The organism is Streptomyces sp. NPDC104307 (genome assembly GCF_055584045.1).
Genome location: NZ_JBVJMU010000011.1, coordinates 19,357 through 33,205 on the forward strand (window position 1 = coordinate 19,357; position 13,849 = coordinate 33,205).

The following is a 13,849-nucleotide window of genomic DNA, read 5'->3' on the forward strand; positions in this document are numbered from 1 at the left end:
GTGGGTCTGCTCGACACCATCCTGGGCCGCAGCAAACCGGTCCGCCCGGACCTGGACCAGCTCTTCGCCGTCCCGTCGGCCGCCCTGACCCTCCAGGCGGCGACGGGCTTCGTCCCGACCGGCCTCGGCTCGGTGTGCTTCGCGGGGGTGGAGGGCGCCGGCTTCGCCCGTATCCAGCAGGACGTACGGGAGCTGCTGGACGCCGACACCGCGCACGGCGGCATCCCGGTGGAGTTCAGCCGGGACTCCTACGGCTACACCTGGCTGCTCTCCCGCCAGCCCGCCGAGGACACCGCCGCACTGGTCAACGACCTGCACGCAGTCAACACCCTGCTCCAGGACGGCGGCTTCGGCCCGCAGCTGCTCTGCTCCCTGATCGCCTTCCGCGACGACCGGGACCGCCCGCTGGCCCTGGTCTACCTCTACAAACGCGGCACGTTCTACCCCTTCGCCCCGGTCCCGGGCAGCGCCGAGAAGCGCGACAACCAGCTGGAGCTGGAGGTGCGGGCCGCCCTCGGGGACGACCTGCGCGTGGAGAAGGACCTGTCCCGGTGGTTCCCGGTGTGGGGGGCGCCAGGGGTCTGAGGGGGCCGGGGCGGTAGCCGCCGGCTGGGCCTCGGTTGCGGAAGACGGCCCGTGGGCTGACGGTGGTGCGAGGGGTGATGGCCGCAGCGACGCCCGGCACCGGGTTGAGGAGAGACGATGCGTGACTCTGGCAGGCGCCGTGCCGCCGTCCCTCCCTTGCGCGGTCGGGTCGCGGTCATCACGGGGGCCGCACGCGGCGTGGGCGAAGCCCTCGCCCGAAGCCTTTCCGGCGCCGGAATGCACGTGGCACTGCTCGGCCGGGAGCGGGATTCCCTACGGGAGGCAGCCACCGCACTGTCCGGCCCGAGCCTCTGCGTCGAGTCGGACATCGCCGACCGCGCGTCGCTCGCCCACGCCGCACGCCAGGTCGAAGCCGAACTCGGCCCCGCCAGCGTGGTCGTCGCCAACGCGGGGATCGCCGTGAGCGGGCCGTTCGACCGCACGGCCCCCGAACTCTGGCAGCGGGTCATCGACGTCAACCTCACGGGCTCCGCGAACACCGCCCGCGCCTTCCTGCCCCAGCTTGCCGCGACCCGCGGATACCTTCTCCAGATCGCCTCAACGGCGGCGTTCGGCTCCGCGCCGATGATGAGCGCCTACTGCGCCTCCAAGGCCGGAGTGGAGTCGTTCGCTCTCGCGCTGCGCGGTGAGGTCGAGCCGGACGGCGTCCAGGTCGGCATCGCCTACCTGCACTGGACCGGCACCGACATGCTCACCGGCCTCGACGACGACCCCGTCCTCGAAGCCCTCCGCCGCAACCAGCCCCGCATCGCCCGTCGCGTTCACACCGCAGACCAGGTCGCCCGGTGGCTCACCCAGGGCGTCACCCATCGCGCCCCGTACATCTACGCCCCACCGTGGCTCCGCTGGTGCCAGCCCCTGCGCCCCCTGTTCCCCGCCCTCGCCGCCCGAGCCACCCGCCGCGAACTCCGCCGGAACCCCGGCGCCACGCTCTCCTCACCCGTCGGGGTCCTTGGCACCGGCGGACTCGCCGACTGGAACTCCTACCGGGCCTCGCGCTCCTCGGGCTCCACACGCGCCGACTCGTAGCAGGGCCGTCTCGCCGCAACGCCCAGCCGCTCGCCTACCGGCCCTGAGCGCGGGTGAACACGTGGAAGCGCCCGATCGGATTGAATCCGCGGCGGCTGTACCAGGCGTGCGGCCAGTCGTCGGGGTCGGCCAGGAGGAAGACCAGGCCGCAGTCCGACGCGTACCGCAGAGCGGTGGCGAGCAGCGCGTCCGCGTAGCCGCGCCGGACGTGGGTGTCGGCGGTGACGACGTCCTCGATCTGGGCGATCCCCCGGGAGGCGTCGCGGTAGAGGTCGGCCCAGGAGCCGACCGTCCCCTCCTCGTCGCGGACGGCGAGGAAGCGGACCTGTTCGGCGCCCCGGAGCCGGACCGTCCGGCGGTCGGCCAGCTGGCTGACGATGTCGTCCTCCGCCTCGGGCATCCACCTGCGCAGCTGGCCGACCAGAGCAGGTCGTAGGTCGTCAAAGGTCACGGTCTGCGCGGACGGGTCCGGGACGGCGGCGGAGCCGGTGTACGTCATGACGAGTTCGGTCACGTGGGTGTACCCGGCTGCGGTGAGGGCGGGTGCGCAGTCGGTACCGGTGCGGTCGTCGAGCACGGTGATCTGGCGGTGACCCAGGTGGCCAAGGGCCTTCTCGGCCAGGGCCGGGAGTTCGCCGGAGGCCGGTGATCCTTCGATCACGAGCTGGTTGTGCTCGTAGGACGCGGCGTACTCCGCGTCCAGGACCACCACGCCGCCGGGAACCTCGTTCACGACCGCGGCCTGCCGCCGGGCGAAGGACAGGCGGAAGGCCGCGATGCGCTGAAGATCCGTTACTGGCATCCGGGCAGCCTAAGGATCAACACCGCCCGGCGCGAACGCGTTTACCTCCACGCGAACGGCCCGGCGCACCGGTCAGACGTTCGCCGCGTGCCCCAGGAACGCGGTCCAGGCGGCGGGGGCGACCGCGAAGGTCGGTCCTTCGGTGACCTTGGAGTCGCGGACGTGGACGGTGTGCGGGCAGGCGGCGACCTCTACGCAGGTCGCGCCCTCGTTGTTGCTGTAGCTGGACTTGTGCCAGTCGTAGGCGACTTCGATGCAAGCCCCGCCCTCGTTACCGCTATAGCTGGACTTGAACCAGGTCAGTCCGGGTCCGTGGCTCACAGTTGACTCGCCTTCGTCTCGATGATCTCTGCGGACTTCCAGGGGTTGAGTGCCTGGGCCCGCAGGATGCCGAAGAGGTCGAACTGATCGCTGACCTGCTCCGGTTTCGAGATCAACCTATCGCCGCCCTGCGCCTCTACGTACAGCAGAGAGCGACCTTCTGCTGTGGAGACCAACTGCATAGGCCCCATCAATCCCGCGTGCGTGTGCTGAGCCGACGGCATCACCTGCACCGTCAGGTGGTTGAACCGCTCGATGCAGTCGAGCAGATGCCGCAGTTGCTCCTTCAGGACCTCGGGCCCGCCGAGCGCGCGGTCCAGGACCGATTCCTCGATGACGTATCCGATGCGCGGCGGAGGCGTACGCGAGAGCACCGCCTGCCGCTCCAGCCTCGCTTCGACGTGCCGGACGATCTCGGCCTCCGAGTACGCCGGTACGCGCGACCTGTACACCGCATACGCATACGCCTCCGTCTGGAGGAGGCCGGGGATCAGCATCGTCTCGTACGCGCTGATGACGCGCGCGAGCCGCTCCAGCTTCGCCCAGTCCAAGAACTTGGGCGAGTACTTCTCCTCGTCCACCAGATCGCAGCACGCTTTCAGCGCCCCGCCCGCGTTCAGGACTCTGTCCCCGTCGTGCAGGAATTCCAGCGACGGGATGCGTTCCGCACGCTCGTACGCCCCCAGCAGGGATTCCGACATCAACAGCCTCTCCGCCGCCTCCTTCTGGGTCAGTCCCGCGCGCACCCGATGGATGCGAATCAGGTCCCCCACAAGCTTCCGCACCTGCGACGTCTCATTGCTCGTCACCACAGTCACCACCGTTCCCACCACATCGTCGGATGTGGCACGCGCCTGACTGGTCACGCTACGCAGTCGCCGCGATGCTCATAGGTATGACGAGCAAGAAACTCCCCGAATGGGTACCCGCCTCGGGGCACCAACTCCACATGTCCGGAATTCACTTCGACGCCATCCGGCTGCGCGGGGTGCGGGGCGAGGCGGTGCTGCACCATCTGGCCACCCTCACGGACGGCGATCCGGGGCCCGTCGTACGGGAGATCGCGGGGGCGCGGTGGACGTACTTCCTGCTGGCCCCCGGGGCGAGCCAGGACTTCGACTGGCCGCCCGGCGCGAAGTGCTTCGGCCCGGCCGCCCGCGACCAGTACGTGGGGATTCCCGCGCCGGACGGCAACACGTATCCGCTGAGCTGGCGGTGCGGGGCGCCGGACGACGGGGACTTCGTGGACGCGGAGCTGCTGCACGGCTTGGTGACGGCCCAACTCGTGCCCGAGGATTGACCGGGCGGGGCTGCGGGGTCTCCGTATCATCAGGTCCATGACTGCTGAGCCCTCGCCATCGGCCGGCCGTATGCGGGCCTCCGACGCCGACCGTGAGGCGGTCGTGGAACTGTTGCGGGAGGCGGCGGCCGACGGGCGGCATCCACGGCGCGGGCGGCGTCGTCATCCATAACCACAACCTCCGCGAGCGCCGCAGACAGCGCAAGGAACTCGGACTCGGACGCTGAACCGCCCGCACCGGCCTACACGGGCCTGACGGTGAGGATCTGCTGCGCGTGGCCGACCGGCCCGTTGACGTCGTGCAGGACGGTGCTGGTGATGCCCTGGCCGGTGGGGCCGAAGACGACCGTGGTGTCGAGTCCGGTCCAGCGGCCCTCGGGGGCACGGTGGAGGTGGATCGTCAGGTCCACGTTGGGGAATATCCACTCGGTGGGTGCCTGGCGGACCGCGATGCCGTTGGCCGTGTCGACGAGCGCGACATAGGACGCGAGCGGGCTCGACTGCTCGCCCGCGACCAGGTCGAGGGGCGTCGAGATCCACGCGGTGGTGCGGCCCGGCTGCGGCGGCGCGAGCGGGCGGACGTCGATGGAGGCGATGTAGCCACCGGGCCAGAGGTCCGCCATGCGCCAGGGTGCGAGCGTTTCCGGGGCCGCGAGCCTGTCGGCCTCGCCCCCGGCGACCGCTGCCGTGCCGACGGCGGCGAGGCACCAGGCCCTGGCGCGTACGACGGGGCGGTCCGCGATCAGGGCGACGGCTTCGACCAGTTCGATGGTGCGGCCGGGCCGGATGGTCTCGACCCGGATCTCGCACTCGTCCAGGGCGAGCCGGCCGAGGATGTCGAAGCTGATCCGGGACAGCAGCAGGCGCTCTCCCGGCCGGTCGGCCAAGTGACGGTCGATGGCGTGGACGATGAGGCCGCCGAGCGGGCTGAAGTGCACCTCGTCCGTGCTCCACGCGCCGCTCGCGTGGGCGGTGGGCTTGAAGTGGTGGTCGTCGGTGCGCTCGTAGTAACTGCCGGTGCTCATCGGTGCTTCCCTCGCGGCCGTACGGATCAAGGAAGCCCAGCCTGACACCCGCACGGCCGCCGCCCCGCGCCCGGGTCCCTCAGACGGGTCCTGCGGCACCGGGGTGCAGGACGATCTTTCCCACGTGCTCCCTACGGGAGAGCTCGTCCTGCGCCTCTGCGGCCCCGTCCAGCGGGAAGGCCGCGGCGATGACGGGCTGGACCTCCGCCCGGCGGGCCAGGTCCATGAGGAGGGCGAAGTGCCGGGGCGTGTGCATCGCGGACCCGATGACCTGGGCGTTGTGCAGATAGAGGCGGCGCACGTCAAAGCTCACGCCGTACCCGCCGAGGGCGCCCGCGATGACCCACCGGCCCCCCTCGCGCAGCAGCGGCAGCCCCTCACCCACCAGCTCGCCGGCCACCACGTCGAGCCCGACGTCGATGCCTTCCGGGGCGGCGGCACGGATCTGCCCAGTGATGTCTCCCGCACGGTCGACGACCTCGTGCGCGCCGGCCGCACGCACCGCGTCGATCTTGGTTCCGCTGCTGATGGCGACCACCCTCGCCCCGCGCGCACGGGCGATCTGCACCAGCGCCAGGCCGACCCCGCCGGACGCCCCCGAGACCAGGGCGGTTTCCCCCTTCCGCAGCCGGCCCCGCTCGATCATGCCCAGCGCCGTGCCGTAGGCGGTCGGCAACGCCGCGAGCTGGTCGTCCGTGAGCGGGGAATCCGTCACGTCGTGCACGCGCTCCACCGGCGCCGTCACGTACTCGGCGTACCCGCCGTCGCGCTCGCTCCCCATCAGGCCCACCGGGTTGGCGTCCGGATCGTCACTGTCGTAGATCGCGGGGTCGACGACCACGCGGCGTCCGACGAGGCTGCTCTCGACCCCGGTCCCGACGGCCACGACCCGGCCGGCCACGTCGGCGCCCTGGATACGGGGAAAGTCGATCGGGCCGCGCCAGCCCGACTTCGCGTCCGGGTCCCCCGGACGCCCGTAGGCACCCTCCCGCGTCCACAGGTCGGTGTTGTTCAGGGCCACCGCGCCGACCCGGACCAGCACCTCTCCTGCCCGAGCGGCAGGGGTGGGGACCTCCACCGGCTCAAGGACCTCCGGCCCTCCGTGCCTCGTGATCCGCACCGCTCGCATGAACTGGGACTCACCCATCGCTTGAACCTCCTCGCAGGTATACTGATCTGTGAACACGTTCCACCGTACACCGATCAGTGAAGAGGCGCGCAGTGACAGATCTCGCAGGGCAGGGGCTCGCGGGGCAGGAGGCCGCGGGGGCGGAGGCGCGGCCTGTGACGGCGGCCGGTCGCCGCATCGTGGCGGCCGCCGAGGAGTTGTTCTACGAGCGCGGGATCACCGCGGTCGGGGTGGACCTGATCGCCGAGCACTCGGGGGTGACCAAGCGGACCCTGTACAACCAGTTCGGCTCGAAGGACAACCTCGTGGCGGCCTACCTCACGGGCCGCGACCAGCGCTGGCGGGCGCTCGTCCGTACCGCCGTCGACGCCTGCGACACTCCCGCCGAGGCCGTCACCGCTCCCTTCGAGGCGCTACGGACCTGGAGCGGGGCCGGCACCCGCGGCTGCGCCTTCATCAACGCGCTGGCCGAACTGCCGGACCCCTCGCATCCCGCACACCGCATCGCCACGAACCAGAAGCTCTGGCTGCTGGACCTGTTCAGGGAACTCGCCGCCGCCGCGGGCTGCGAGCACCCAGCCACCCTCGCCGTCCAGCTCCTCGTCCTGCACGAAGGCGCCGTCGCTGCCCAGCCCCTCCCGTTGGACAGTCTCCCCGAGAGCACCGAGCTGGCCCGAGCCCTGGTCCGGGCCGACGCGCCGCCCCGCCCGTCAGCCGTGTGAACAACCCTCCAGGTCAATACGTCTAGTGCGTCCGACCGCCGCGACGCAGTGCGCGGGTGCACCAGCCGATGATCGCCGCGTTGACCACTGCCCCGAGAACGATGGCGGTGATGAACACGGCGGCGCTGTCCGGCAACACGAGAAACACGAGGCTGCCGGGGGCGGTGGCAAGAGCCGGGATCACGCCGGCCATGGACTCGCCCGAGCTGTCGACGGCCGTCACCACCAGGGCCCACACGAGCAGGCCGACACAGACACCGAGGTAGCCGAGACCGACGACACCGACGTGCTCGCGGAGGCGGCGGGCGACGGATCGGCCGGAATCGTGGTCGGAATCGTGGTCGGAATCGTGGTCGGTCATGGGGAGGGGCTCCTTGGTTGCGCCTCGGTGGTCTTGTCGCGGCTCGGTGATCAGAGGTGGGTACCGGGCGGGTTCGGGCGGGCGAGGCCGAGGTCGTACGCGAGGATCGTCGCCTGTACGCGGTCGCGCAGCCCGAGCTTGCGGAGGAGCGCGTTCACGTGGGACTTCACGGTGCCTACGGTGATGCCGAGCCGCCCGGCGATCTCCGCGTTGGTGAGTCCGGCCGCGACCAAGGTGAGGACGCCCCGCTGGCTGACGGTCAGGCTGTCCAGCTCGGGGGAGCTCCCGACCGGGACCGCGGCGGGTGGCCCTGACGCGTAGTGGCCGATGAGACGGCGGGTCGCGGACGGGGCGAGTACGCTCTCGCCGGCCGCCACCTCCCGGATGCCCTGGAGCAGTTGAGCGGGCTCCACGTCCTTGAGGAGGAAGCCGGAGGCGCCTGCGCGCAGCGCGTCGAAGACGTACGCGTCGAGGTCGAAGGTGGTCAGGACGAGGACGCGGGGAGCGTTCTCCTGTCCGGTGATGATGCGGGTGGCGGCGATGCCGTCCAGTTCGGGCATGCGTACGTCCATGAGGACCACGTCGGGAGCCAGCTCCTCGGCCAGCCGCACCGCGGTGGCGCCGTCGGCGGCCTCGCCGACGACCGTCAGGTCCTCCTCGGCGTCGATCACGGCGGCGAACCCCGCCCGTACGATGCCCTGGTCGTCGACGACCAGCACGTTGAGGCTCATCGGTGTCTCCCCTCGTCGTCCGCCTCATCGTCCGCCTCGTCGTCCGGTGCGACGGCGAGTGGCAGCCGGAGGCGGACCGTCCCCCGCGGGCCGGTGGTCAGGGTGCCGCCGACCGCTGCGAGCCGCGTGGCCAGCCGCTCCCGTACGGCGGGGTCGGCGGCGGCACGGGGCACCCCCGTGGCGGTGAGCGTCAACGTATCCTCTGCCACGTCGAGTGCGAGCACCGTGGGCTCTTCGCCGCCTGCCGCGAGCACCGTTTCCGCGGCCCGGTAGGCGGCCAGGTCGATGGCGGTGGGCAGTCGTTCCGGCACCCGGTCGGACAGCTGTATCTCGATGTCGCGTCCGGTGGAACGGAGTTGGTGGGCGAGCAGATCGAGCGCCTGGAGGGTGGGCTGCGGCCGCAGTCCGGGCCCCGTCTCCCCGTCCCGGACGGTGTCGAGCAGGGAACGCATCGCGGCCAGAGCCTCGCGGGCGCGGGTCGCTGTCGCGTCGAGCCTGCCTGCCTCCGCCTCTGTGACCATGTCGGCCGTGCGGGCCAGGACCGTGGTTTCGAGGCCGTCCGCGATGCGGCGGCGCTCGGTCCACGCGTCGCGGACGGCCTCCTCCGTCCAGGCGGCGAGGCGTTCTTCGTGCGCGCGGCGGTCGGCTTGTCGGCGCCGGGTGCGGCGGCGTCCGGTCAGGTGAGCCGCCGTGCAGGTGAGGGCCGCGCCGACCGTGGTTCCCGCGATGACCATCCAGACGGGAGCGGTCGTGCCCCGGTCCAGGACCGCGGCGGTGGCGGCCCCGGCGTGCACCGGCACCGTGAGGAGAACGGTCGTGACGTGGCCGCGCGCCCGTGTGGGCCGGCCGCTCCCCCGGCCCTGGGGGGCCTCCTTCGCGGCGGAGCCGTCGCTCGGCACGGCCCCGCGCCCTCGCCGGGCCGTGGCGGTCGCGGGCGGGCCCACCGCGAGGGCAGCGCACGTGGCCAGCAGGCTCAGCGCGGGCGGGAGGAGGACCGGGCCGCCGTAGTCGCCTGCGGCCATCGCCACCGGCCACAGAAGCGCCAGCCCCAGCAGCGTCCCGTACGCCGACCGCGGAGCCCTGCGCAGCCACAGCAGGGCCACCGCCTGGCCCGCCGCCAGCAGCGCGAAGAGGACACCCGCGGATACCGTCGTCCCGTTCGACGTCTCCCCGTCCCGGACGACCAGGACGGGGAGCAGCGGCTGAAGGACCAGGCCCGCCGCCGCCACCACCTGCGCCACGCGGTAGCTCCCCGGTGCCGACGGCTCCACCGTCGTGGCCGTCCGGCCCGGCAGTACCGCCCGCACCTCCCAGCCACCGTCCGCCGTCGGGCCGCTGTGCACCCTGCCGCCCGCCTCCCGTGCCCGGGATCGCAGGAAGCCCTGTCCCCGGCCGCCGCCGAGTCCCGCACCGTGCGCCACCGCACCGGCCTTCGGGGGTGTGCTCGTGACCACGACGTCGGTGCGGTTGTCGCCGTACCGGCACAGCACGCTCGTATGCGCGCCGGGGGCGTACCGCGCCACGTTGGTCAGCGCCTCGCGCACGATGCCGTACGCCGCGCGCCCGACGGCGCCGTCCGGCAGGGGGGTGATCTCGCAGTCCACCCGCTGGTGCAGGCGCCGGAACCCGGCGATCAGGTCCAGCAGCCGTTCCTCCGGCGCCGGTGCACTCCCCCGGGAGGGCGCCGGCGCTCGTACCGTGCCGAGCGCGCGGGTGACGTCGCGGCCGGTCTCGACCGCGAACTCCAATGCCTCCCCGGCCAGTTCGGGACGGCGGTCACGCAAGCCGAGGGCGGCTCCCGCCGTGACCACCACGGCCGTCAGATGGTGAGCGCTGACGTCGTGCAACTCCCTTTCCATACGGCGCCGCTCGAACGCAGGGAGCCGGTGGCGCTCGGACTCGGCCCGCTTCAGCAGTTGTTCGGCCGCCCGCCGCGTACGACGGGTTCGCCGTACGAGCAGACCGGTGCCGCACACGGTGGCGTACAGCAGAACGGTCAGGACGAGGTCGAGCCCGTCGCGGTCGCTCAGCCCGTGCAGGCTGATGCCGTGCATGAGCTGCCAGGCGGCGAGCGCCACCACGCACAGCACGGCGGTGAAGGCGTCGCCTTCCGTCGCCACGGTGAACAGAGCCAGCGCGACACCCGCCGTCCCGAGCACTGCCATCGCCCCGGCGGGCAGCGGCCCGGCCCCCAGCGCGCAGGCGGCGGCGACCACGAGCAGGGTGGCCACCGGGCGGGTACGGCGCAGGGCGAGCGCGGCCGCCACCACTGCGGCGACCAGGGCCGCCACGAGAAGGGCGGACGCGGGCGGGACGGTTCCGCGCGCCATCGGCACGCCGGGCCAGACCACCGCCTGGGCGCAGATCAGCGGGACCGGGAACCACCGGTCGTCGGTTCGATTCATGTCGGATCAAGGCTATGACCGCAGGTGAGCGGCCCGACTCCCGCTGAAGGCGGATCCCGGCCTCTTACCTGGGTTGCAGAGTCTCTGCCCGTGGTGCCACGCGCCAGTCGTCCGGTAGGGCGAGGACGGCGCCAGGTCCCCGCCCATAGGCTCGATCACATCGAGAAAGCGGTCGGCCACCGCTTCTACGACCACTTCCAGGACCGGTTCCACCAACGGTTCTCTCACGCTCTTCCGCGTGACCCACCCAACGTTCCCACCCACTGTTCCCACCCACTGTTCCCACCCATACAGGAGGATCTCCCATGTCCAAGCGCGTTCTCTTCTCCTCGCTCATCGGCGCCGTCGCCCTCTGCGGAGCGGCGGCCGGCGGCCTCGCCATGGCCTCGACACCCACGGAACCGACCCTGAAGGGCGGATCGGCTCACTACACGGCTCCGTCCAACGGCAAAGCGGGCTCACTCACCTACACCGTCGACGTGAGTGACGACTCGGGCGTCCGGGGCCTCAAAATCCTTGCCTGGCCCGCGAGTTCGGAACTCGACCCGATCGAGGCGGAGCTTCGCTCGGCGGAGAGCGCCACGTGCCGGAGCGTCTCGGACGAGACCGCCCGCTGCACCTACACGCTGAAGGTCACGAAGCGGGATGTGGCCGACCTGGGCAAGGGCACCTGGTACCTCTCGGCACTGGCCACAGCCAAGGACGGGGACACGGCATTCGTGCCCCGCGCCGCCACGTTCGACCTCACGGGCTGACGCCTTCGAGTCCGCCTGTTCCCGCCCGCCTGTTCCGGCCCGTCTGTTCCCGCCCGCTTCCGGCCCTGCTGATTGCGCCGATGGGCCGACAATCAGCAGGGCCGGAACACCGCGACGGCCTCGCGCCCCTCCTCCACCCGGAACGTCACCCGGAGCTCCATCCCGATGGCGAGCGCGGACTCCTCGCACTCCACCACCTCCGTCATCATCCTCGGCCCCTCGGCCAGGTCCACGACGGCCGCGACGTACGGCACACGGCCGCCGAACGGCGGCAGGTCGTTGCGGTGGACGACGGACCAGGTGTAAAGCGTGGCCCGGCCACTCGCCCGCTCCCAGTCGACGTCCTCGCTCCAGCAGTGCGGGCAGAATTCGCGCGGGTAGTGGTGCGCCCGGCCGCAGTCCCGGCAGCGGCGCAGCAGCAGGCGGCCCTCGGCGGCGGCGTCCCAGTAGGGGCGGGTGGACGCGTCCGGCTCGGGCAGGTCGTAGCGGGGGGCCGGGGCGGGGGGCGCGGTCGCGCCGGGGACGGGGGGCGCGGTCACGCCGGGAGCGGGGGCCGGGGCGGTCGGCCTGTCGGCGGTCACAGGAAGAGTCCGATCGCGTGGTCGAGGGACCAGGTCTGCCAGGACATCGCGAACAGGGCGACGAGTGAGCTGAGCGCCATCATCGCGTTCTGCCCCTGCTCGGCCCAGTCGTGGATCATCAGCACCAGGTAGAGCAGGTTGAGCAGCAGCCCCGCGATCAACGCGACGGGGGTCAGCAGTCCGGTCACCAGGCCTAGGCCCAGGGCGAGTTCCGCGTAGACGACGACGTACGCCATCGCCTTCGGGCGCGGCGCGACGATCTTCTCGAAGCCTCTCCTGACCACCGGCCAGCGGTGCTTCCCCGCGACGTCCGCAGCCCAGGCGATGCCTGTGCCGCGCTCGAACCAGCCCTTCTTGTCCTTGTGCCGCCAGCTCTCCAGCCACCACAGGCCGAGGCCTATCCGGAGCACGGCGAGCCACTGGGCTCCGTCGAGCCAGATCGTGCGCATGGGGCCCTCCCGCTCATCGGATCTGACGGTACGTCAGTTCACCTGATGGGGGCCGCCCGCGCAAGGGGTGCGTATGCCCGGCCGGTTCACGGGTGCGGACCCGTGATCAATTCGCAATCGATTCCGGTCTTGACCGAGACCCATCAACAGGGCGCGCGATTACGCTCCAAACCATGCCCGACAGCACATCTGCCCCCGGTAGCCCCATTCCGGCCTCCGTCACCCGCACAGAGGACCGGCCCGTCTACGTCATCGGCGGCGGTCCGGGCGGTCTCGCCGTCGCTGCGGCCCTGCGCGCACAGGGCCAACGGGCCGTCGTGCTGGAGAAGTCCACGGAGGTCGGCGCGTCCTGGCGGCGCCACTACGACCGGCTCCACCTGCACACCACCCGGCGCTGGTCCGCCCTGCCGGGGCTGCCCATGCCCCGCCGGTTCGGGCGCTGGGTGTCCCGCGACAACGTGGTGCGCTACCTGGAGAAGTACGCCGAGCACCACGAGCTGGAGGTGGTGACCGGCGTCGAGGTCTCCCGCATCGACCCGGCGCCGGACGGCACCGGGTGGCGGCTGACCGCGACCGGCGGCCGCGAGCTGACCGGGCGGGCCGTGGTCGTGGCCACCGGCTTCAACCACACCCCTCGCATCCCCGACTGGTCCGGGCGCGACGCGTTCACCGGCGAACTCGCGCACGCCGCCGACTACCGCGACCCGGCCCCCTACGCGGGCAAGGACGTCCTCGTCGTGGGCGTCGGCAACACCGGGGCCGAGATCGCCGTCGACCTGACGGAGGGCGGTGCGGCACGGGTGCGGCTCGCGGTGCGCACCGCTCCGCACATCCTGCGCCGCTCCACGGCGGGCTGGCCCGCCCAGGGCACCGGCATCCTGGTGCGCCGGCTGCCGGTCGCGCTCGTCGACCGGGCCGGGCGGCTGCTGACCCGCGTCTCGATGCCCGATCTCACCGAACACGGGCTGCCCCGCCCGGACACCGGCCTGTACTCGCGGGTCAAGGACGGGGCCATCCCGGTCCAGGACGTGGGGCTGATCAAGGCGGTGAAGGGCGGTCGCGTGGTGCCGGTGGCGGCCGTCGAGTCGTTCGACGAGGACGCGGTGGTGCTGGCCGACGGGTCCCGGATCACCCCGGACGCCGTCATCGCCGCGACCGGCTACCTCCGCTCCCTGGAGGGGCTGGTCGGCCACCTCGGGGTGCTGGACGAGCGGGGCCGGCCGGTGGTGCACGGCGGCCGCACGCCGAAGCAGGCCCCCGGGCTGTACTTCACCGGCTTCACCAACCCGATCAGCGGCATGCTCCGCGAGCTGGCCCGGGACGCGCAGAAGATCGCGAAGAAGCTCGCCCGCAGGGGCTGAACGGGGGCCCCATGCGGGGCCGGGGTCACCCCTGGGTGCGGGGCCGCCTGGGCGCCGCCCTGCCCTCAATCGCCGGGCGGGCTCGAAGGGGCGCCCCGCCCCGTGGGGGCACCCGTGGTGGGTGACCCGGGGCCCCTCCGGGGCGTCTCCTCGGGCGCCGAACGTTCCGCAGGTACGCGGGGAGACCCCGGGTATCTGTTCGGCGCCCTGCGGGGACTCCCCTGCACGGCCCCGGGTCGGCCGTCGGTCGTCATGCGGGGAGGGGTCGGGTG

At 72.3% G+C, this 13,849-nt stretch carries 17 protein-coding genes; 7 read left to right on the forward strand and 10 right to left on the reverse strand.

Annotation, left to right across the window (positions count from 1 at the left end):
* Together pspAB and ACZ601_RS25060 are read left to right on the forward strand one after the other, a co-directional pair.
* The gene (pspAB, locus tag ACZ601_RS25055) at positions 1–585 is read left to right on the forward strand and encodes a PspA-associated protein PspAB (RefSeq protein ID WP_469541721.1); all 585 of its coding nucleotides are present in this window, start codon (positions 1–3) and stop codon (positions 583–585) included.
* Between the two features lie 117 nt (positions 586–702).
* Complete coding sequence (locus tag ACZ601_RS25060) at positions 703–1,635, forward strand: SDR family oxidoreductase (RefSeq protein WP_469541724.1); 933 nt, start codon at positions 703–705, stop codon at positions 1,633–1,635.
* Between the two features lie 34 nt (positions 1,636–1,669).
* Here the strand turns inward: ACZ601_RS25060 and ACZ601_RS25065 are convergent, their stop codons facing one another.
* The 3 genes from ACZ601_RS25065 to ACZ601_RS25075 all read right to left on the reverse strand — a co-directional run bounded on the left by ACZ601_RS25065 (position 1,670) and on the right by ACZ601_RS25075 (position 3,624).
* Positions 1,670–2,437, reverse strand: coding sequence for a GNAT family N-acetyltransferase (locus ACZ601_RS25065; RefSeq protein WP_469541726.1), 768 nt, complete (start codon positions 2,435–2,437; stop codon positions 1,670–1,672).
* Positions 2,438–2,509: 72 nt separating this feature from the next.
* Positions 2,510–2,758, reverse strand: coding sequence for a DUF397 domain-containing protein (locus ACZ601_RS25070; RefSeq protein ID WP_469541728.1), 249 nt, complete (start codon positions 2,756–2,758; stop codon positions 2,510–2,512).
* On the reverse strand, positions 2,755–3,624 hold the full coding sequence (locus ACZ601_RS25075; RefSeq protein ID WP_469541730.1) for a helix-turn-helix domain-containing protein: 870 nt from the start codon (positions 3,622–3,624) through the stop codon (positions 2,755–2,757). The genes ACZ601_RS25070 and ACZ601_RS25075 overlap by 4 nt, the downstream gene beginning before the upstream one ends.
* Positions 3,625–3,653: 29 nt before the next feature.
* Between ACZ601_RS25075 and ACZ601_RS25080 the strand changes: the two genes are divergently transcribed.
* Positions 3,654–4,058, forward strand: a complete 405-nt coding sequence (locus ACZ601_RS25080; protein WP_469541733.1) for a hypothetical protein — start codon at positions 3,654–3,656, stop codon at positions 4,056–4,058.
* 70 nt (positions 4,059–4,128) lie between these two features.
* On the forward strand, positions 4,129–4,230 hold the full coding sequence (locus tag ACZ601_RS25085; protein ID WP_469542206.1) for a DUF1707 domain-containing protein: 102 nt from the start codon (positions 4,129–4,131) through the stop codon (positions 4,228–4,230).
* 70 nt (positions 4,231–4,300) lie between these two features.
* Here the strand turns inward: ACZ601_RS25085 and ACZ601_RS25090 are convergent, their stop codons facing one another.
* Both ACZ601_RS25090 and ACZ601_RS25095 read right to left on the reverse strand, forming a co-directional pair.
* A complete protein-coding gene (locus tag ACZ601_RS25090; protein WP_469541735.1) occupies positions 4,301–5,083 on the reverse strand; it encodes a thioesterase family protein in 783 nt (260 codons plus the stop codon).
* A 79-nt stretch (positions 5,084–5,162) separates the two neighbouring features.
* Positions 5,163–6,230 (reverse strand): zinc-binding dehydrogenase, encoded by a 1,068-nt coding sequence (locus tag ACZ601_RS25095; RefSeq protein WP_469541737.1) that lies wholly within the window; start codon positions 6,228–6,230, stop codon positions 5,163–5,165.
* A gap of 137 nt (positions 6,231–6,367) precedes the next feature.
* Between ACZ601_RS25095 and ACZ601_RS25100 the strand changes: the two genes are divergently transcribed.
* Complete coding sequence (locus ACZ601_RS25100) at positions 6,368–6,934, forward strand: TetR/AcrR family transcriptional regulator (RefSeq protein WP_469542208.1); 567 nt, start codon at positions 6,368–6,370, stop codon at positions 6,932–6,934.
* Between the two features lie 22 nt (positions 6,935–6,956).
* On the opposite strand, the gene ACZ601_RS25105 is transcribed toward ACZ601_RS25100, so the two are convergent.
* From ACZ601_RS25105 to ACZ601_RS25115, 3 genes are read right to left on the reverse strand one after another with little or no spacing between them, the layout of a single operon-like run.
* Positions 6,957–7,295, reverse strand: a complete 339-nt coding sequence (locus ACZ601_RS25105) for an SCO4225 family membrane protein (protein ID WP_469541739.1) — start codon at positions 7,293–7,295, stop codon at positions 6,957–6,959.
* Between the two features lie 50 nt (positions 7,296–7,345).
* Complete coding sequence (locus tag ACZ601_RS25110; protein WP_440576672.1) at positions 7,346–8,026, reverse strand: response regulator; 681 nt, start codon at positions 8,024–8,026, stop codon at positions 7,346–7,348.
* Positions 8,023–10,431: a sensor histidine kinase gene (locus tag ACZ601_RS25115; RefSeq protein WP_469541742.1), complete on the reverse strand. Its 2,409-nt coding sequence runs from the start codon at positions 10,429–10,431 to the stop codon at positions 8,023–8,025. Before ACZ601_RS25115 ends, ACZ601_RS25110 begins: the two co-directional genes overlap by 4 nt.
* Positions 10,432–10,736: 305 nt before the next feature.
* Here ACZ601_RS25115 and ACZ601_RS25120 point away from each other — a divergent pair, with 305 nt between their 5' ends.
* Complete coding sequence (locus tag ACZ601_RS25120) at positions 10,737–11,186, forward strand: DUF5707 domain-containing protein (protein ID WP_469541745.1); 450 nt, start codon at positions 10,737–10,739, stop codon at positions 11,184–11,186.
* Between the two features lie 92 nt (positions 11,187–11,278).
* On the opposite strand, the gene ACZ601_RS25125 is transcribed toward ACZ601_RS25120, so the two are convergent.
* Complete coding sequence (locus ACZ601_RS25125; RefSeq protein WP_469541747.1) at positions 11,279–11,725, reverse strand: Zn-ribbon domain-containing OB-fold protein; 447 nt, start codon at positions 11,723–11,725, stop codon at positions 11,279–11,281.
* Between the two features lie 38 nt (positions 11,726–11,763).
* Complete coding sequence (locus tag ACZ601_RS25130) at positions 11,764–12,216, reverse strand: DoxX family protein (protein ID WP_469541750.1); 453 nt, start codon at positions 12,214–12,216, stop codon at positions 11,764–11,766.
* Between the two features lie 173 nt (positions 12,217–12,389).
* Between ACZ601_RS25130 and ACZ601_RS25135 the strand changes: the two genes are divergently transcribed.
* The gene (locus tag ACZ601_RS25135) at positions 12,390–13,577 is read left to right on the forward strand and encodes a flavin-containing monooxygenase (RefSeq protein ID WP_469541753.1); all 1,188 of its coding nucleotides are present in this window, start codon (positions 12,390–12,392) and stop codon (positions 13,575–13,577) included.
* The last annotated feature ends 272 nt before the right edge of the window (positions 13,578–13,849 follow it).